14 protein-coding genes are annotated in these 19,525 nt (G+C 66.1%); 9 read left to right on the top strand and 5 right to left on the bottom strand.

The window, feature by feature from the left end; all coding sequences use genetic code 11:
- Nucleotides 1-41: 41 nt before the first annotated feature.
- Nucleotides 42-1,277, bottom strand: coding sequence for an OmpA family protein (locus tag METLW3_RS0114335; RefSeq protein WP_024880580.1), 1,236 nt, complete (start codon nt 1,275-1,277; stop codon nt 42-44).
- 158 nt (nt 1,278-1,435) lie between these two features.
- Here METLW3_RS0114335 and hemW point away from each other — a divergent pair, with 158 nt between their 5' ends.
- A complete protein-coding gene (gene hemW, locus METLW3_RS0114330) occupies nt 1,436-2,605 on the top strand; it encodes a radical SAM family heme chaperone HemW (RefSeq protein ID WP_024880579.1) in 1,170 nt (389 codons plus the stop codon).
- A gap of 10 nt (nt 2,606-2,615) precedes the next feature.
- On the opposite strand, the gene METLW3_RS0114325 is transcribed toward hemW, so the two are convergent.
- Both METLW3_RS0114325 and METLW3_RS0114320 read right to left on the bottom strand, forming a co-directional pair.
- Nucleotides 2,616-5,144, bottom strand: a complete 2,529-nt coding sequence (locus tag METLW3_RS0114325) for a TonB-dependent receptor (protein ID WP_024880578.1) — start codon at nt 5,142-5,144, stop codon at nt 2,616-2,618.
- Nucleotides 5,145-5,284: 140 nt separating this feature from the next.
- A complete protein-coding gene (locus tag METLW3_RS0114320; RefSeq protein ID WP_024880577.1) occupies nt 5,285-6,046 on the bottom strand; it encodes a methyltransferase in 762 nt (253 codons plus the stop codon).
- A 174-nt stretch (nt 6,047-6,220) separates the two neighbouring features.
- On the opposite strand from METLW3_RS0114320, the gene METLW3_RS0114315 reads away from it, so the two are divergent.
- Nucleotides 6,221-7,237 carry a polyprenyl synthetase family protein gene (locus METLW3_RS0114315; RefSeq protein ID WP_024880576.1) on the top strand — a complete coding sequence of 339 codons (1,017 nt, stop codon included), beginning with the start codon at nt 6,221-6,223 and terminating at the stop codon, nt 7,235-7,237.
- A gap of 57 nt (nt 7,238-7,294) precedes the next feature.
- Here the strand turns inward: METLW3_RS0114315 and METLW3_RS0114310 are convergent, their stop codons facing one another.
- On the bottom strand, nt 7,295-7,798 hold the full coding sequence (locus METLW3_RS0114310) for a Spy/CpxP family protein refolding chaperone (protein ID WP_024880575.1): 504 nt from the start codon (nt 7,796-7,798) through the stop codon (nt 7,295-7,297).
- Nucleotides 7,799-7,982: 184 nt separating this feature from the next.
- Here METLW3_RS0114310 and METLW3_RS0114305 point away from each other — a divergent pair, with 184 nt between their 5' ends.
- Both METLW3_RS0114305 and greA read left to right on the top strand, forming a co-directional pair.
- Complete coding sequence (locus tag METLW3_RS0114305; RefSeq protein ID WP_024880574.1) at nt 7,983-8,969, top strand: MDR family oxidoreductase; 987 nt, start codon at nt 7,983-7,985, stop codon at nt 8,967-8,969.
- Nucleotides 8,970-9,000: 31 nt separating this feature from the next.
- Nucleotides 9,001-9,468, top strand: coding sequence for a transcription elongation factor GreA (greA, locus tag METLW3_RS0114300; protein ID WP_024880573.1), 468 nt, complete (start codon nt 9,001-9,003; stop codon nt 9,466-9,468).
- 46 nt (nt 9,469-9,514) lie between these two features.
- On the opposite strand, the gene METLW3_RS0114295 is transcribed toward greA, so the two are convergent.
- Nucleotides 9,515-10,429, bottom strand: a complete 915-nt coding sequence (locus tag METLW3_RS0114295; protein WP_024880572.1) for a division plane positioning ATPase MipZ — start codon at nt 10,427-10,429, stop codon at nt 9,515-9,517.
- A 224-nt stretch (nt 10,430-10,653) separates the two neighbouring features.
- Here METLW3_RS0114295 and METLW3_RS0114290 point away from each other — a divergent pair, with 224 nt between their 5' ends.
- The 5 genes from METLW3_RS0114290 to METLW3_RS0114265 all read left to right on the top strand — a co-directional run bounded on the left by METLW3_RS0114290 (nt 10,654) and on the right by METLW3_RS0114265 (nt 19,468).
- Complete coding sequence (locus tag METLW3_RS0114290) at nt 10,654-11,964, top strand: replication-associated recombination protein A (RefSeq protein WP_024880571.1); 1,311 nt, start codon at nt 10,654-10,656, stop codon at nt 11,962-11,964.
- A gap of 504 nt (nt 11,965-12,468) precedes the next feature.
- Complete coding sequence (locus METLW3_RS0114280) at nt 12,469-13,278, top strand: outer membrane protein (RefSeq protein WP_024880570.1); 810 nt, start codon at nt 12,469-12,471, stop codon at nt 13,276-13,278.
- Between the two features lie 178 nt (nt 13,279-13,456).
- Complete coding sequence (locus METLW3_RS0114275) at nt 13,457-14,755, top strand: efflux RND transporter periplasmic adaptor subunit (protein WP_245267342.1); 1,299 nt, start codon at nt 13,457-13,459, stop codon at nt 14,753-14,755.
- A 52-nt stretch (nt 14,756-14,807) separates the two neighbouring features.
- Nucleotides 14,808-18,050: a CusA/CzcA family heavy metal efflux RND transporter gene (locus METLW3_RS0114270; protein WP_024880568.1), complete on the top strand. Its 3,243-nt coding sequence runs from the start codon at nt 14,808-14,810 to the stop codon at nt 18,048-18,050.
- Complete coding sequence (locus tag METLW3_RS0114265; RefSeq protein WP_024880567.1) at nt 18,047-19,468, top strand: TolC family outer membrane protein; 1,422 nt, start codon at nt 18,047-18,049, stop codon at nt 19,466-19,468. The genes METLW3_RS0114270 and METLW3_RS0114265 overlap by 4 nt, the downstream gene beginning before the upstream one ends.
- Nucleotides 19,469-19,525 lie beyond the last annotated feature (57 nt).

The raw sequence follows: 19,525 nt of genomic DNA, 5'->3' as shown, positions 1-19,525 counted from the left end.
AGGCCGTCGCTCGCGCCGAAGCTCCGACAAAAGCGGGCGCTTCAGCGCAGCAGAATCTCCACCCGCCGATTCTCCGCCCGGCTCGCGGGATCATCGCCCGCGACAATGGGCTGCTCGTCGCCGACGCCGGCGCTGGTCAGCCGCTCGCGCGAGACGCCGATGCGGCGCAGATAGTCGAACACCGCGCGAGCGCGGCGCTGTGACAAATCGCGCTTGTCCTCGGGCGAGCCGACCGAGTCCGAATGGCCGCGCAGCTCGAGCGTCGCATCCGGGCATTGCTTCAGCGAGCCGGCGAGCCGCGCGAGGAATTTCTCCGCCCCCGCGCCGAGCGCGACGCTCTTGGCCGAGAAGCGAATTTTGTCCGATGCGGCGAGCGCCGCGAGCGCCGTGCGGCAGGGCGAGCTTTCCTCGGCGGACGCGGGCGGCGGCAGGCTCGGCCCTTCCGGCGCCGGCAGCGTCGGGTCATTGGGGCTGTTCCAGACGAGCGCGGCCGGCGGCGGCGGCGGCGGCGGCGCGGCGGGGGGCGCGGACCGCTCGGCCGAGCGGCCTTCGGCGATCTTGTCCTTGCGGCCTTTTTTGGGGGGAGACGGCGCCTCGACCAGCCGGGGCCGCGCGGCGAGGGCGGCGGCGACACGCTCCTGCTCGCGCTCCGCCCAGGCGGCCGCGGCGGCGCGATGGGCGTCCTGCTCCGCTGAGACGGCGGCGAGCGCCTCCTCGCGCTGGGAGGCGGCGTCTGGCGAGAGGGAGTCTACCCACCAGACCGTCCGCACGCCGGCGGCGCTCGCCAGCCGCTCGGCCAGCGCCCTATGGCCGGAAGCGTCGGCGGGCAGGAAGACATCGCGGCCGCTGACCTCGAAATTCAAAGGATCGCCGCCCTCCCGCTGCACCAGCGAGCCGAGGCGATGCCCCAGCGCATCCTCGAGGCTCTTGGCCGCCTCGCTATTGGCGAGAATGGCGATGACGGCGACCATGCCGGCGCCGATGCGCCAGCCGAGATGATCGCGCGCGATCGGCCCCGACCACAGCGCCGCCGCGCCGAGCCCGGCCAGAAAGGCGGCGTAGAGCGCGAACACGCCCTCGAGATAGAGCGCGAAGCGGCCGAGCGCGGCCTTGGCGAGAATGGCGACGAGGCACAGCGTCAGCGCGAGGAAGAAGTCTCCTTCGCGCAGCAACGAGGGATCGTCGTCCGCACGGCGCAGGCTGGCGAGGCCGGAGAGGGCGCCGACGAGGAAAGCGCTGGCGAGCCAAAGTCCGTAAAAGCTGAGAAAATAGGTCATGTCCAGCGCGGCATCTCGAGCGGGACGTCCCGCGAAGCGGCAATTAACGCCGCTTTCACGCCTTTCAATGCGGCAATGCGAAACCATTCGTCCCGGCAAAGCTTCCGGCCGCGTTTCAGCAGCGTGACCTTCTCGGCCTACCGTGGCATAAAGCCCCCATGGCTGCGACGATTCGAAACGCGTTCGACCCGGGCTTCGGCGTCTATGTGCACTGGCCGTTCTGCCTGTCGAAGTGCCCCTATTGCGACTTCAACAGCCACGTCCGCAAGGGCGAGGTCGATGAAGATCGCTTTGTGGACGCCTTTCGCACGGAGATCGCCCATCGCGCCGCGCTGGCGCCGGGACGCGAGGTGCGCTCGGTGTTCTTCGGCGGCGGCACGCCCTCGCTGATGCTCCCATCCACGCTGGAGGCGATCCTCCGAGCGATCGCCGATCATTGGCCCATGGCCGCCGATTGCGAGGTCACGCTCGAGGCGAACCCCACCAGCGTCGAGGCCTCGCGCTTCCGCAGCTTCAAGGCGGCTGGCGTCAATCGCGCCTCGCTCGGCGTGCAGGCGCTCAACGACATAGAATTGCGCGCGCTCGGCCGCCAGCATTCGGTGGCGGAGGCGCTCGCCGCGCTCGATGTCGCCAATAAGATTTTCGAGCGCACCTCGTTCGATCTGATCTACGCCCGTCCGCAGCAGACGCCGGCGGCCTGGCGCAAGGAGCTGGAACTCGCTCTGGGGCGGGTGACGGAGCATGTCTCGCTCTATCAGCTCACCATTGAGCCGGAGACGATGTTCGAGCGCATGGTGGACGCCGGCAAGCTCGATCTGCCCGATGTCGACACGCAGCGCGCGCTATGGGACGTGACGCAGGAAGTGACCGCCCGCGCCGGCCTGCCGGCCTATGAGGTCTCCAACCATGCGCGGCCCGGCTCGGAATGCCGGCATAATCTCGTCTATTGGCGCTATGGCGAATATGCCGGCGTCGGCCCCGGCGCGCATGGGCGGCTCATCACGCCGCGCGGCCGCCGCGCCCAAGCGACCGAGAAGCATCCGGAAATGTGGCTCACCTGCGTCGAGACGGAGGGCCATGGCCTCGTCGAGGACGATCTGCTGTCCGCGGAGCAGGAGGGTGACGAGTTTCTGCTGATGGGCCTGCGCCTGCGCGAGGGGATAGATCCCGCGCGCTTCTTCGCCCTCACCGGCAAGAAGCTGTCGCAATCGCGCGTCGCCGAGCTGATCGGCGACGGGCTCGTGGAGCTGACCCGCGACAATCGCATCCGCGTGAGCTCGGAAGGGTTTCCCGTGCTCGACGCGGTGGTGGCCGATCTCGCGGCGTGAGAGCTGCGCTTCAGTAGAGCTTCACCAGCAGGCTGCCGCCGAAGCTGCGCGGCTGATTGGTGAAGGCCATCGTCGCGGGCGTCGTCGCGGAGCCGGGCGACCAGCCGCTATTGTTGTTGGCGGCGTTGGTGTTGGTGGAGGTCGTGGCGTTGGTGACCTCGCGGCGATCGAGCAGGTTTTTCACCCAGAACGAGATGCTCCAGCGCTCGTCGTCGCTGCGCAGTCCGAAGCCGGTGTTGAGAATGGTGAAGGGCGCCTGCCAATAAGTATTGGTCGCGACCGGGCTGGTGAAGAGGATCTTGTCCGACCAGCTCGCATTGACATAGCCGAAGGCCGTCACAGGCTGCTTGGTCCATTCGCCCCATTCGGCGAAGGCGGCGCCGAGCGGATGCTCGTAATTCGCGCCGATGTTGAAGGCCCATATCGGCAGATTCTCCCAGCGCGTGTTCGAGCGCGAGATGGTGAGCGGCGGCTTCACCCCGTTGATATTGGTCGTCCAAATCCAGTCCGCCGGCGGCGCCGCGTCGGGATAGCTCACATAGCGCGCCTCTGTGAAGGCGCCGGAGGCGTTGATCCACAAGCGCTCGATCGGATTCCACCGTCCGGTGAATTCGGCGCCCTTCAGCCGCACATGCGGGACGGAGCCGAGATAGGTGGAGCGGATGGGCGCGCCGGTCGCGTCGACATAACTGGTGTCGGTCTGATTGGATTGGAAATTATAGAGATCGTTCCAATAGAGATTGATATTGGCGATGAGCTTGCCGTCGAACCAATTGGTCTTGGCGCCGAGCTCATAGTCCCAGGAGACTTCGCGCTTGGTGAGGATCGGCTGAAATCCTTTGAAGGCGTTGGTCGATTCGTAGATCGGAACGGCGAAATTGACGGCGGATGCCTTCTCGCCGCGCCCGACGAGCCCATAGACCAATATATTGTCGTTGTAGCGATAGGACGGATTGAAGATTCCGGTCAGCAGATTGGCGCCCTTCGACGTTCCGCCGGTGTCGAAGAATTGCTGGGTCGAGCTGGCGCCGCGCACGGCGTTGGCCAATTGCTGTAAGGTGAAATTGCCGCTGAGATAGCCGGGCTGTATCCAGCCGAAATTCGATCCGCCCTTCACCTCATAGCCGTTGCGCAGACCGAAGGTCAGAGCGAGCTGCTCGTCGACGTGATAGGTGGCCTGTCCATAGGCGGCGCCGTTGATCGTCAGCGCCTTGCCGTTCGTATGATAATCGACGCCCCACAGCAGACCTTTGTCGGTCGTCGGCGTGCCGAACCATTGCGCGGCGTCCGAGCCATATTCCGTTTCGCTGTAGTTGAAGACCTTCTCATAGAGGCCGAAGAGTCCGACGCTCCATTCGAGCGGCTGATCCTTGGGCGAGGTGAGGCGAAACTCCTGCGAAAATTGATCGGTCCATTGATTAGTGTGGCTGTCGCTGATGTCGATCAGCTGATTGCCGGTATTATTGTAGGGAAGCAGGCGGAACTCGCCCCAGGCGGAGATCGAGGTGAATGTGTTCTCGCCGATCTGCCAATTCAGCTCGTTGGAGGCGGTGATCGTGCGCGAGCTCAGCGTGCCGAGATGAGTGTAATAGGGGCGATAGCGATCGAAAGTGAGGACCATGCGGCCGAGCCGCCTGAAGAGCGTCGAGGAATAGCTCGACGCCACTGTGCCATTGGCGAAAATCTGCAGCGAGTCGGAGAAGGGGCCGCTATTGTTATTGTTGTATTCGGCCGATCGCGCATAGCTGAAGATGAGCCTGTCCGTCACGTCCTCGCCGACGTAATATAATTGCCCGCGCGCGCCCCAGCGATTGGCGTTAGAAATGCCTGCGCCCGTGACCTGGTCTTTCACGAAGCCATTGTCCTTGTCGTAGAAGAAGGTGACGCGATAGGCGAGCTTCTCGTCGATGATCGGCCCGGTCACATTCAGCTTCTCGATGAGATGCGTGTGATTGCCGAAGGAGGTCTCGAATGTCGCCTTGCGCTCGAAGGATGGCAGCTGCGTGCGCACGATGATGTTGCCGACAGTGGTGTTCTTGCCGCCGGCGGTTCCCTGCGGTCCGAGGCCGAGCTCGAAATTCTCGATCTCGACGAAATCGGACCATTGGAAGCCGACGGCCTTCCAGAACACATTGTCGATGATGAAGCCGGTGTCGTTCTCCGAGCCATTGCCGGTCCCGGCGCCCTGGCCGACGCCGCGAATGGCGGGGCGGGACGTCTGCGGGTTGGAGACGTTCGGACGATAATTGGGAACGAGCTGCGAGAAATCCGACAGCCGCTCCAAATGCTCGACCTGCGCCTTCTGGCCGCTGACGAAATCGCCGGAGCGCGGCGTCTTGACGAGGACCTTCTCCTCTTGGCGCGTCAGTCCTGCGTCATTGACGTCGGCGCCGACGCGCACGTCCTGGATTTGCGCAGTTTCCGGCACCGCTTGGGCGCGCGCAGCGTCGCGTGAGGCGGAAGCCGCGAGAATGAGAGCGAGAACGAGCTTGGAAGCCTCGAGCGATGGATTGCGTCCGACGAGCCGCTTATGGTGCATTAGTGCCTCTAACATACTAGAAAAATGTGATTTTAGCGCCTGCCGAGCAGCGCGACTGCGTAGAGATACCTAGAATATAGCCACAGTCTCAGCTATGCCGCAACAATTAGTCCATCTGTGGTATATACATATGTGATAGCCTAGAACGGCCAAGGCAGCTCGCCGTCGCCGCGATGGAGCGCCTCGGCCTCTGGCGTGAAGGCGCCGTCGGCGCCATGCAGAATCAGCGGCGGGTAGAGCGCCAGCGGCGCCTTCGAGCCTTTGACGCCACGCAGCAGCATGCGCGTCGCCGCTTCGCCCTCGCGCGGTGCGATCGGCAATAGTGCGAGCGAGCCGAGCCGTGCGCCGACGCCGGCGAGGCAATCGGGCAGGGCGTCGGCGCGATGGATCATCACGAGCGCGCCGCCCGGGCGCAGCAGCGCGACGCAGGCGCGCAGCCAGGGCTCCAGCCCGCCCGCGCTCATATGGGCGAGCGCGCGTCGCGGATCGGGAGAGACGCGCGCGCGGCCCGGCGTGAGATAGGGCGGGTTGGTGAGGATCAGATCGGCGTTCGCGCCCTCGAGCCCGGCGGCGCGGCGCGCGGCGGCGGAGAGGACATCGCATTCGAAAACGCGCGCGCGCTCGCCGAGCCTATTGGCCGCGACATTCTCGCGCGCGAGCGAAGCGGACAAAGCGTCGATCTCGACGAGGCCGATCGTCGCCAGCGGCGCCCGCAGCGCGGCGATGAGGCCGACGGCGCCGACGCCGGCCCCTATGTCGAGCAAAAGGCCGCCGAGCGCGCGTGGCGCGGCGGCGGCGAGCAGAATGGCGTCCGTTCCCACCCTATGGCCGCGCGAGGGCTGCAGCAGCCGCAATTTGCCGCCGAGAAAGCCGTCGGCGCGCGGCGCGGCGGGCGCGCTCATGATCTGCGCCGATTTGGTCTGCGCACGGAGGAGACGCCGCCTCCGCAGCGACGAGCCGCGGAGCGGGCGAGGCTTTTGGCGCGGGAGGCGCCTGCGCGCATCCCGGCTTGCCGCGAGACCTGCAAAGCCTTAAGTTCCCTTCACATTCGACAGAGGCAAGCCAAAGGGGTCTACGTGGGCATCGTCATACCGCTGGAGGAAAAGGAAAAAAAGTCCGCCGGCCTCGATAATCTGCTTTCGCTGATCGGCCCCGATCTGCAGCGCGTCAACCAGCTGATCCTGCAGCGCACCGGCTCGGACGTGACGACCATCCCCGAGGTCGCGAATCATCTCATCTCTGCGGGCGGCAAGCGCCTGCGGCCGATGCTCGTGCTCGCCACTGCCGGCATGTCCGGCTATCAAGGCGACGGTCACATCAAATTCGCGGCCGGCATAGAGTTCATGCATACCGCCACTCTGCTGCACGATGATGTCGTCGACGAGAGCGACATGCGCCGCGGCAAGATCGCCGCGCGAATGCTGTGGGGCAATGAGACCTGCGTGCTGGTCGGCGATTTTCTGCTCGGCCACGCCTTCAAGATGATGGTCGAGCCCGGCGTGCTCTCCTGCCTCTCCGTCGTGTCGCAGGCCGCCGCTGTCATCGCCGAGGGCGAGATTCTCCAGCTCAACGCCGCCAAGGACACGCAGACCACCGAGGACGCCTATATGGCGGTCATCCGCTCCAAGACGGCGGAGCTGTTCGCCGCTGCGGCGGAGGTCGGCCCCATGCTGACCGGCCGCTCCAAGGCTGACGAGGCGGCCTGCCGCAGCTATGGCATGAATCTCGGAATCGCCTTCCAGCTCATCGATGATGCGCTCGACTATGGCGGACAATCGTCCAAGCTCGGCAAGAATGTCGGCGATGATTTCCGCGAGGGCAAGATCACGCTTCCGGTCGTGCTCGCCTTCCGCCGCGGCTCGGAGACGGAGCGCGAGTTCTGGCGCCGCACGCTGGAGAAGGGCGAGATCAACGACGGCGACGTCGAGACCGCCTGCGCGCTGATGAAAAAGCACGACGCCATCAAGGACACGGTCGAGCGGGCGAGCCACTACGGCGCCATCGCGCGCGATGCGCTGGAGATTTTCCCGGCCTCGCCGTGGAAGTCGGCGCTGCTCGAGGTCGTCGATTTCTGCGTCGAGCGCGCCTATTGACGCGAAAACGCCCCGCAGGCGAATGCCGTGCGGGGCGTCGAGGTTTCTAGAGAAGCGTCAGTCGTGCTCGGGGCCGTCGTGCGGGCCGCCCCACTCATGGCCGTGATGCGGGCCTTTGGCGATCGTATGCAGCAGAACGGCGAAGCGGCGCTTCTGGGCGTCGTCAAGGCTGTCGAAGAGCGGCTTGGCCGCCTCGGCGAGCTTCTCCGTCTCGGCGGCTTTCGCCGCGAGCGCCTTGGAGCGCCACTGCAAGCCTTCGATCACGCTGCGATGCTCGTGGATTTCCTTCATCTTGTCCTTGGCCTCGGCGAAGCGGGCGGCGCGCGCCTTGGCGATATCGCGCAGCGAGGCTTCCACCGCCGGCCAGTTCTTCTCCTGGGCGGGGGTGAGCTTCAAGCCGGCCTTCAGAGCGGCGATCTTGGCGTCGGTGAAGGCGGCATGATCCTCCGCCGAGAATTGGGGATGATGATGCTCGCCGGGAGCCGGCTCTGCAAAGACTCCAGCCGAGAGCGGAAGGGTGAGAGCGACCGCAGCGACGGCGGCGAGGAGATGTTTCTTCATGAGCGTTCACCTGGGGGGAATGGGTGGACTTGACGCTTAGACAATTCGTTCTCGGCAGCCGAAAAGCAACTTAATGTTTGGTAATGTCCTGCTTTAGAAACCTTTCGTTTACATAGAGTTTTACGTATAGACACGGATGGCGGCGCGCCACGTCGCGTCTCGGCGAGAGAGGAGACTTGGAACAGTGAGCGCATTCACCGCCATACGCATCGACAAGGACGAGGCCGGCTATCGCGCCGCCTATGCGCAGCTCGCCGACAGCGAGCTGATGGAGGGCGACGTCGATGTCGCGGTCACGCACAGCACCGTCAATTACAAGGACGGCCTCGCCGTCACCGGCAAGGCGCCGGTGGTGCGGCGCTTTCCGATGATTCCGGGAGTCGATTTCGCGGGCGTCGTCACGCGCTCGAGCCATCCGAATTTCCGGCCGGGCGAGCAAGTGATCGCCGGCGGCTGCGGGCTCGGCGAGCAGCATTTCGGCGGCTTCTCGCAGCGCGCGCGCGTCAGCGGCGATTGGCTGGTGCATTTGCCGCAGGGGCTGACGCCGCATCAGGCGATGGCGATCGGCAGCGCCGGCTACACGGCCATGCTCTGCGTGATGGCCTTGGAGCGACAGGGGCTCGAGCCCTCGCGCGGGCCGGTGGTGGTGACGGGCGCGGCGGGCGGCGTCGGCTCCGTGGCGGTGGCGCTGCTGGCGGCGCTCGGCTGGCGTGTCGTCGCATCCACTGGACGTCCCGAGGAAGAATCCTATCTCAAAGGTCTGGGCGCGTCGGAGATCGTCGATCGCGCCGAGCTTTCCGTTCCCGGCAAGCCGTTGCAAAAGCAGCGCTTCGCTGGCGGCGTCGATACGGTGGGCTCGGTGACGCTCGCCAATGTGCTGGCGCAGACCTCGATCGACGGCGTCGTCGCGGCCTGCGGCAATGCGCAGGGAATGGAGCTGCCGACGACTGTCGCGCCGTTCATCCTGCGCGGAGTTTCGCTCATCGGCGTCGAAAGCGTTCGGCCCAGTCTGCCCTTGCGACGCATGGGCTGGGAACGATTGGCGCGCGATCTCGACAAAGGATTGCTCGCGAGAATGACCGAGACGGCGCCTTTCGCGCAGGCGCTCGAGCGCGCGCGATCGATCGTCGCCGGCAAAATCAGAGGCCGGCTGGTGATCGAGATCGGTTGACGCGCAGCGGCGTCGAACAGGACGTGATGAAATGAGCAGCGCCTTCACCAAAGAGCAGGACGACGACGAGCTCCGCCAGGAGCTGCCCGATCGTCCCATCAGCCCGTATCGCAATCTCGTCACGCCGGAGGGCCTCGCGATGATCGATGCGGAGCTCGCGCGTCTGCATGGGGAGCTCGATGCGGCGCAGGCGAAGGACGACAAGGGCGCCGTGGCGCGGGCGGCGCGCGATCTGCGCTATTGGTCGGCGCGGCGCGCCACCGCCGAGGTCGTGCGGCCGATCGCCGATCACGAGCAGGCGCGCTTCGGCCATCGCATCGTCATTGAGGACGAGACCGGCAAGCGTCAGAGCTTTCGCCTGGTCGGCGAGGACGAGGCCGATCCCGCCAAAGGGCTCATCCCCTATGTCGCGCCGCTCGCCAAGGCGCTGCTCGGCAAGAGCGTCGGCGATGGCGTCGAGGTGATCCACCACAGCGCCAAAATCGTCGAGATCGGCTGACTTTTGGGCGAGGAACCGCGCGGCGACCGCGCGGTTCGTCTTTGCGTCAGGCCGCTTTCTTGACCGCGGGCTTGGCCTGCGGCTTGGCGGCTTTCTCGGCCGCAGCGGCCTCGGCGGCGGTCTGCTTGCGCGCCGCGGGCTGCGGCTCCGCCTTGGCCGCGACCTTCTCCGGCTTGGCGGGCGCGGCCTTCTCGGGCGCTTTGGCGGCGACCTTGGCCGCAGGCTTCGCCTCCGCCTTGGCCTCGACCTTGGCTTCCGCCTTGACGGCAGGCTTCACCTCGACCTTGGCCGGAGCTTCCGCCTTCGTCTCCGGCTTGGCGGCGGCCACGGGCGTGAAGCCCTTCTTGAGGCGGCGCTTCACCGACTGCCACAATTCGCGCATCTCCTGGGCGGCGACGCCCTCCGGATTGAGCTCGCAGACGCCGAGTCCGAGGCGGGCCGCCTCCTGATAATCGACGCGCGCCGAGACCACGGGGGAGAGCAGCGCGCCGATCGACTGCAGCGCTTGCGCGCCCTGATCGACGCGGGCGTTCTGCTGCGCGGGCGGGCACTGGTTGAGAAGAAAGGCGTAATCCTTCTTCTTGTCCTTGATGCTGGCGCGGGTCAGCTCGCATGCCCACAGATCGAAGACATTGGGGCGCGCGGGAATGATGCAGAGATCGGCGACGCGAATGGCGGCGTCCGAATATTCGCTGTCGGCGCCGGGCGCATCGATGACGACGAGGGTGACGCCCTTCTTCTCGAGCGCGGCGAGCGCTTTGCCGAGCTTGGCCGGCGGCACATGCTCGACCGGAACGTCGGTCGCCTCACGCGCCTTCGACCATTTGACCAATGATTGGAGCGGATCCAAATCGATAATGAAAACACGTTCGCCCGCGCAACTTGCGGCGACGGCGATGCTGCTAGCGAGCGTGCTCTTTCCGGCGCCGCCCTTCTGCGTGACGAATGCGATAGTGCGCATGCTGATCGACCTGTGGTTGAAAGTTTAGGGCTCCTACGCCGCCAGGACGCCACGAGAGAACAGGGGAAGGTCGCTAGAATTTTACAGAATCGTAATAGCCTCCGAATGGTTAACCGGCGGTTAAATAGGCCCCGGCAAAGGTAAAGGTTCGGAAACTACGAACTAAGCCGGCGCGGGCGCGCGGGCGGGGCGTCGGCGCCGACGATCGTCTATAAAGGCGTCCCATGAGTGATTTGTTCGCCGCCGCCGGGCTCGATCGCAATGCGCCGCATCCGCTGGCCGACCGCCTGCGTCCGCAGCGGCTGGAGGAAGTCGCCGGCCAGGACCATCTCGTCGGCCCGGACGGAGCGCTGACGCGCGCGATCCGCTCCGGCTCGATCGGCTCGCTGATCTTCTGGGGGCCGCCCGGCACCGGCAAGACGACGGTGGCGCGCCTTCTCGCCCATGAGACCGATCTCTCCTTCGTGCAAATCTCGGCGATCTTCACTGGCGTCGCCGATTTGAAGAAGACTTTCGAGGCGGCGCGCGCCCGTCGCGGCATGGGGCAGGGGACTCTGCTCTTCGTCGACGAGATTCACCGGTTCAACCGCGGCCAGCAGGATTCCTTCCTGCCGGTGATGGAGGACGGCTCGGTCACGCTCATCGGCGCGACGACCGAAAATCCCTCCTTCGAGCTCAACGCCGCGCTGTTGTCGCGCGCCCGCGTTCTGACCTTCAAGTCGCTGGGCGCCGAGGCGATCGAGAAGCTGCTGCAGCGCGCCGAGCAGGCCGAGGGCAAGCCCCTGCCGCTCGATGAGGACGCCCGCGCCGCTCTCGTGGCCATGGCCGATGGCGACGGCCGCGCATCTTTGACCCTCGCCGAGGATGTCTGGCGCGCGGCGGGGGAGGGCGAGGTCTTCGATCGCGCCCGGCTCGCCGAGATCGTGCAGCGGCGCGCGCCCATCTACGACAAGGCGCAGGAGGGCCATTACAATCTCATCAGCGCGCTGCACAAATGCGTGCGCGGCTCGGACCCGGACGCCGCCCTCTATTATTTCGCGCGAATGCTGGTCGCCGGCGAGGACCCGCTGTTCCTGGCCCGACGAATCGTCCGCATGGCGGTGGAGGATATCGGCCTCGCCGATCCGCAGGCGCTGGTCGTCGCCAACGCCGCCAAGGACGCCTATGATTTTTTGGGCAGCCCGGAGGGCGAGCTGGCCCTCGCGCAGGCCGTCCTCTATGTGGCGACCGCGCCCAAATCCAACGCCGGCTATGTCGCCTATAAGGCCGCTCGCCGCCTCGCCGAGGAGAGCGGCTCGCCCATGCCGCCCAAGACCATCCTCAATGCGCCGACCAAATTGATGAAGAGCGAAGGCTATGGCGAGGGCTATCGCTACGATCACGACGAGCCGGATGCTTTCTCCGGCCAGGATTATTGGCCGGAGGCGCTCGGCCGGCAGAATCTCTACCGCCCGGTGGAGCGCGGCTTCGAGCGCGAGATCGCCAAGCGGCTCGACTATTGGGAGCGGCTGCGGCGCGAGCGGCGCGGCGGCTGACAGCGCGCAAATCATTGAAAGAAGAGTCGTTCTCGGATGGCGAAACTCGCTGCACGGGGCGAGATATTCATCTCCGATGCTTCCATCGCGCCGCGACTTATCTTCAAGCGCTTGTTCACATTCGCTGTTCGAGCCTCTATGGCGCTCGTCGTCTTCGGCGGCCGCCTCTGCGCCTCCGCTGCTGCGGCGCGTCGTGGCCTCTGTATTATATAATTGATAATATTATATAAATTAGACACTATCACGATTCGCGCAAGTGGAAATCTGCGCATTCGAAGATGTCAAGCATAGATTTCGATAGAGCGTATTCAATGTGACGAAATTGTCACAACCATAATGAAATCGGAGCAGCGACGAAGCAAATTGGCGCTGCCAGCGTTGACGCGGCTTTGCACCGGGGCCTAGATCACGCTCGATCGGCAACACCAGCGGCCGCTCGGTTCCGGCGTCGGGGGGGCGCAACGGACACGAGCGACGGTCGCACTGATCCTGTGAGGGGAACCTATGAAGACTCTTTCCGCCGTTGGCGCTATCGCGCTGGCCATCGCCGCCGCTCCGGCTTTCGCGGCCGACCTTCCGTCGCAGAAGGGCGCGCCCGCCTTCGTCGCTCCGGCCGCGCCGGCCTTCAGCTGGACCGGCGTCTACGCCGGCGTGAACATCGGCTATGGCTGGACCGACAATAACAATGTCAGCGGCCTGTCGTCCTTCGGCCTGCTGCCGGTTTCGGCCTGGTCCTATGGCGCCTCCAACGCCGACGGCGTGCTCGGCGGCGTGCAGCTCGGCTATAATTATCAGTTCGCCGGCACGGGCTTCGTGGTCGGCCTCGAGGCCGATTTCCAGGGCGCCGATCTGAAGGGCTCCACCGGCGGCTTCGGCTTCGGCCTGCTGCCGTCCGGCGTGACCGTGAATCAGCGTCTCGACTGGTTCGGCACGGTGCGCGGCCGCGTCGGCTACGCCGTTCTGCCGACCCTGCTGGTCTATGGCACGGGCGGCTTCGCCTATGGCCAGGGCTCGACGACCTTCTCTTATGCGGATGGCGCCGGCTTCGCCGCCTTCGGCTCCGAGTCCGGCACGCGCACCGGCTGGACCGCCGGCGGCGGCGTGGAATGGGCCTTCCTGCCGAGCTGGTCGGCCAAGGTCGAGTATCTCTATACGGAGCTCGAGCGCGGCAATGCGATCGGAACCCCGACCTTCCCGCCGGTGCTGTTCGTCGGCCAGCGCGGCGTGGAGAACACGTTCCACTCCGTTCGCGTCGGCCTGAACTATCACTGCAATCTGTTCGGCGCGCCGGCTCCGGTGGTCGCGAAATACTGATCTCTTCCGAGATTGGGGGAGAGGAGCCCGGCGCATCGCGCCGGGCTTTTTTCGTTCGCGTGAGTCCTGCGCGTGATTCCTGTTCGAGAAGCAGGCGCGGCGCCCATTTTTCCGGCGCTCTGGCGTGGACGCAGCCGGCCGTACGGGTTAAAGAAGTCTTGAGATGCGCGCGCGAGACTTGGCCCACTTGCTCCGCCGACTGGCGGTATCCGACGTCGTTCCGACCGACGCAGAAGCGCGACGGCCGAGCGTCATTCCCGTTTGGAGCACTTCTAATTCGGGGCGCTCGCGCGCTCTGCGGCTCGTCGCCGCGCTGCTGGCGAGCGCCATGCTCGGCTCGCTGTTTCCGCAAATCTCCGCGCCGATTCGCGCGTTGCTCGCCGCTGGCGAGAAAGCCGCCGAGAGCGCTGCCGCCAAGGGCGCGGAGGGCCTCGTCAAGCTGACGGCCGAGCAGATCGCCGCCGCCAAGATCGCCACGGTCGCGGCGGCCCCCGGCGTGCTGACGCGCGATGTAGCGGCTCCCGCCGTCGTCTCGGTCGATCCCGACCGCATCGGCCGCGTCGCCGCCAAGGTCGTCGGCGCGGTCGCCGAATTGCGCAAGAGGCTCGGCGATCCGGTCGAGAAGGGCGAGGTGATCGCCATTGTCGAGAGCCGCGAGGTCGCCGACGCCAAGAGCGACTATCTCGCCGCCAAAGTGGGCCTCGATCTGCAATCGGCGCTGTTCCAGCGCGAGAAGGGGCTCTTCGACAAGAAGATCTCCGCCGAGCAGAATTTCCTGAAAGCCCGCGGCGCCTATGAGGAGGCGAGGCTCCGCGTCGAGCTGGCGCGCCAGAAGCTCGCCGCGCTCGATCTCTCGGAAGGCGAGATCGCCGCTCTCGCCGGCCAGCCGGTCGGCGAATTGCGCCGCAAGGAGATTCGCGCGCCCATCGCCGGCAAGGTGATCGAGCGCCGCGCCGATCTCGGCCAGCCGGTCGGCGGTGATGCGCAGATCTATGTCGTCGCCGATCTTTCCACCGTCTTCGCCGATATCGCCGTCGCCATCGCCGATTTGCCGTCGGCCCGCGAGGGGCAGAGCGTGCGCCTCTCGCATGACGGCGAGGAGGAGGCCGCGGGCCGCATCGTCTTCATCGGCCCCATGCTCGATCACGAGACGCATTCCGGCCGCGCCGTCGCTTCTTTCGCCAATGCGGATTTCGCGCTTCGTCCCGGCACGGCGATGACGGCGCGCATCACCCTCGAGGAGAAGAACGTGCGGCTGCGCCTGCCGCGCTCGGCGCTGCTCACTTTCGAGGGCGAGACGGTCATCTTCGTGCGCACGCCCGAAGGCTTCGTGAAGCGCAAGGTGGAGACCGGGGCGAGCGACAATGAGGCGATCGAGATCGTCTCCGGGATCGAGGAGGGAGAGCAGGCGGCCGCGACCAATGTCTTCGTGCTGAAGGCGGAGCTCGGCAAGTCGCGGCTCGAAGGGTTGGACTGACCGCCCGCCTCGTCGATGACGGCGGCGCGCGACGGGGAATGTGTGACAGTAGATGATCGAGCGTTGCATCGCCTTTTCGGTTCGCCAGCGTTGGCTCGTCGCGCTGCTGACTCTGCTCGCCTGCCTCATTGGCGCCTCATCGCTCGATCGCCTGCCGATCGACGCCGTGCCGGACATCACCAATAATCAGGTGCAGATCAACGCCATCGCGCCGGCGCTGTCGCCGACCGAGGTCGAAAAGCAGATCACCTTCCCGATAGAGAACGCGATCGCCGGCATTCCCGGCCTCGAATATACGCGCTCGCTCTCGCGCAACGGCTTCTCGCAGGTGACGGCCGTTTTCGCCGAGAAGCTCGACATTTATTTCGCGCGCCAGCAGGTGAATGAGCGGCTCGCGGAAGCCAAGGAGAATTTCCCCGTCGGCGTCGAGGCGCGCATGGGGCCGATCGCCACCGGCCTCAGCGAAATCTACATGTGGGCGATCCGCTATGCGCCGAAGACGCCGGGCCGCAAATATCTCGACGGTGAGCCGGGCTGGCAGAATGACGGCTCCTATCTGACGCCGGATGGGCAGCTCTTGCGCAACGAGCTGGAGCGCGCCGCCTATCTGCGCACGGTGCAGGATTGGATCGTCAAGCCGCAGCTCAAAACCGTGCCCAATATAGCGAGCATCGATTCCCTCGGCGGCTTTGTGAAGCAGTTCGACGTGCGGCCCGATGCGATGAAGCTCTATTCGCTCGGCCTCTCCTTCGGCGATGTGGCGACGGCGCTCGAGCGCAACAATCAGAGCCGCGGCGCCGGCTATATAGAGCGCAATGGCGAAGGCTATGTGGTGCGCAGCGGCGGCCGTCTGGAGACGATCGACGATATTGAACGCGTCGTTGTCTCGACGCGCAATGGCGTGCCTTTGCGCGTGAAGGACATCGCCGAGGTCGGCATAGGCCGCGAGATGCGCGTCGGCAGCGCCAGCATGGATGGCGAGGAGGTCGTCATCGGCACGGCGCTGATGCTGATCGGCGGCAATAGCCGCTCGGTCTCCGCCGCCGTCGGCGCCAAGCTCGACGTCATAAGGGCGTCGCTGCCGCCGGGGATAGAGGCGAAGACGATTCTCGACCGCACCGTGCTCGTCGATGCGACGATCCGCACGGTCGCCTCCAATCTCGCCGAGGGCGCGCTGCTGGTCATCGTCGTGCTGTTTCTGCTGCTCGGCAATTTCCGCGCGGCGCTGATTACGGCGCTGGTCATTCCCGTCACCATGCTGCTGCTCGCCACCGGCATGGTCTATGGCCGCATCAGCGCCAATCTCATGAGCATGGGCGCGCTGGATTTCGGCCTGATCGCCGATGGCGCGGTGATCGTCGCCGAGAACAGCCTGCGTCATCTCTTCGAGCGGCGCCATGCGCTCGGCCGCGCGCTCTCGCTCGAGGATCGGCTGCAGACGGTGATCGCCTCCGCCGTGGAGATGATCCGACCGACCGTCTATGGCCAGGCGATCATCATTCTCGTCTATGTGCCTCTGCTGTCCTTTTCGGGCGTCGAAGGCAAAATGTTCCACCCCATGGCGCTGACGGTGATATTGGCGCTCGCCGCCGCCTTCATTCTCTCGCTCACCTTCGTGCCGGCGATGATCGCCATTCTCGTCTCCGGCCGCGTCGAGGAGAGCGAGAACAAATTCATCGCCGCCTTGAAGCGCGCCTATCTGCCGCGCTTGCAGAGCGCCATCGCGTCGCCGCGCAGGCCCATCGCCATCGGCGCCGGCGCTTTTCTGCTGGCGCTGCTGCTCGCCGCGCGTCTCGGCCAGGAGTTCATCCCGACGCTCGACGAGAAGAATCTCGCGATGCAGGCGGGCCGCATTCCGAGCGCCTCGCTCACCCAATCGCAGGCGATGCAGAACGACGTCGAGAACGCCATTCATCGCGCGCCCGAGGTCGCCTATGTCTTCTCCAAGACCGGCACGGCGGAGGCGGCGACGGACCCCATGCCGCCCAATCTCACCGACACCTATATTTTCTTGAAGCCGCGCGACGAATGGGCCGATCCCAAGCTCCCCAAGGAGGAGCTGATCCGCCGCATCGACGGCCATGTCTCCGAGCTGCCCGGCAATCTCTATGAGTTTTCGCAGCCCATTCAGCTGCGCTTCAACGAGCTGCTCGCCGGCGTGCGCGGCGATCTGGCGGTGAAGGTGTTCGGCGAGGATTTCGACTCTATGGTCAAGGAGGCCGAGCAGATCGCCGGCGTGCTGCGCGGCGTCTCCGGCGCCGAGGATGTGAAGGTCGAGCAGATCGCGGGCTTGCCCTTCCTCGAGATCAAGATCGACAAGACCGAGATCGCGCATCTCGGCCTCAGCGTCGCGGAAGTGCAGGACGTCATCGGCGCTGCTGTCGGCGGTCAGCGCGCCGGCGTCGTCTTCGAGGGCGATCGGCGCTTTCCGATCATCGTGCGTCTGAAGGACGAATTGCGCCGAGACATTCGCGCGCTCGAGAATCTGCCCGTCTCCGTGCGCGGACACGACACGGGGCAGACGCGCACCGTGCCGCTGAAGCAGGTCGCCTCCTTCTCCTTCCATGAGGGGCCGAACCAGATTTCGCGCGAGAATGGCAAGCGCCGCGTCGTCGTCACCGCCAATGTGCGCGGGCGCGATATCGCCTCCGTCGTCTCCGAGGCGCAGGATAAGGTGAAAGCGAAAGTCACGCTCGCCGCCGGCGATTGGCTCTCCTGGGGCGGCCAGTTCGAGAATCTCGCCGCCGCGCGGCAAAAGCTCGTTCTCGTCGTGCCGCTGTGCTTCTTCCTCATTTTCCTCTTGCTCTATTCGGCGCTCGGCTCGGCGCGCGACGCGCTCATCGTGTTCAGCGCCGTGCCTTTGGCGCTCTCCGGCGGCGTCGCCGCGCTATGGCTGCGCGGCATGCCCATGTCGGTCTCCGCCGCGGTCGGCTTTATCGCGCTCTCCGGCGTCGCCGTGCTCAATGGCCTCGTCATGCGCAGCTATATTCTGCAGCTCGTGCAGCAGGGGCGCGCGCCACGCGAGGCCATTGTCGAAGGCGCGATGACGCGCTTGCGTCCTGTCGCCATGACGGCGCTCGTCGCCTCGCTCGGCTTTCTGCCCATGGCCTTTGCGACCGGCACGGGCGCGGAGGTGCAAAAGCCCATTGCGACAGTGGTGATCGGCGGGCTGGTCAGCGCGACGGTGCTCACGCTCTTCGTGCTGCCGGCGCTCTATGCGCTGTTCGGCCGCGATGAAGCGGTTGTTGCGCCGGAGGAGGATGTCGTCGCCGAGCCGCGAGGCGCCGACGCATGAGAGGCGTTTCAGTCTTCGCTCTGGGGCTCGCTCTGCTGACGCCGGCCGCCGCCTCGGGAGAAACCCTCGCCGGCGCGCTGGCGCGCGCCTATGAGCTCAATCCGACGATCAATTCCGCGCGCGCCGGCCAGCGCGCCAATGACGAGAATGTGCCGCGCGCGCTCGCGCAATTCCGCCCCAGCGTGAGGACCGACGCCTTTCTCGGCGTCGAGCGGCGGCGTTCGGTGCAGAAGTCCTTCGAATACGACAATGGCAATCGTCTCGAGCCGCTCTGGGTCGAGAGCATTCAGAACAATCGCGGCGGGCCGCCGCGTTCCGCCGTGCTCAGCGTCGAGCAGCCATTGTTCGACGGCTTTCGCACGCATAACGCCGCGCTTTCCGCGCAGACCAATGTGCATGCGGGACGCGAGCGGCTGCGGCTCATGGAGCAGCGCCTGCTGTTCGAGGCCGTCTCCGTCTATATGAACGTGCTACGCGACACCGCTGCGCTGCGCTTGCAGCAGAACCATGTTTCCGTGCTCGAGGAGCAGCTGCGCCAGACCAAGGAGCGCTATGCGGCCGGCGAGATCACGCCGACCGACATTGCGCAAGCCGAGGCGCGCCTCTCCGCCGGCCGCTCGCAAGCCGCGACGGCGCGCGCCGAGCTCGACGCCGGCCTCGCGCGTTATGCGCAAATCATGGGAGCAGAGGCGCGGCGCCTCGCGCCGGCCGAGCCGATCGATCGCCTGCTGCCGAAATCGCGCGAGGCGGCGGAGCGCATCGCGCTCGCCGAGCATCCGGTGGTGCGCGCGGCGCAGCATGACGCCGAGGCCGCCGATCTCGACATAAGGGTGATCGAGAGCGATTTTCTGCCCAGCCTCTCCATGGTCGGCAAGGTCTACACCGAGTCCGATATCGACGGCCGCGGCAATCGCGCGCTCGGCGCGCAAGTGCTCGGCAAATTATCCGTGCCGATCTATTCCGGCGGCGGGACCTCGGCGCGGCTGCGCCAGGCGAAAGAGACGGCGGGGCAGAAGAAATTCGACGTCGACGCCGCGCGCGCCGAGCTGATGGCGCTGACCCGCGCCAATTGGGGCGGGCTGCAGGCCGCCAAGGCGCAGATCGCCGCCGCCAGCGCGCAGATCGCCGCGGCCGAGCGCGCGCTCGAGGGCGTGCGCGAGGAGGCCAAGGCCGGCAAGCGCACCACGCTGGAGATTTTGAACGCGCAGCAGGAGCTGCTCGGCGCGCGTCTGGCGCTGGTGGTCGCGCAGCGGGACCGGGTCGTCGCCTCCTACGCCGTGCTGGCGGCGATGGGCCGATTGTCGGCGCAGCAGCTCGGCCTCTCCGTCGCGGCCTATGACGCTTCCGCGCATTTCGATGCGGTGAAGGACTCATGGGGCGGAATCGGGGGCGGAATCGAAACGCCCGGCGGCCGCTGAGAGCGACGCCGGGCGTTTTGAATGCGTGGTCCGGGATGCGAGCCTGAAGGCTCGCGG

The organism is Methylosinus sp. LW3 (assembly GCF_000527115.1).
Classification (GTDB): domain Bacteria; phylum Pseudomonadota; class Alphaproteobacteria; order Rhizobiales; family Beijerinckiaceae; genus Methylosinus.
Note: the sequence above shows the minus strand (reverse complement) of the source record. Positions and strands in the feature narration are given on the sequence as shown.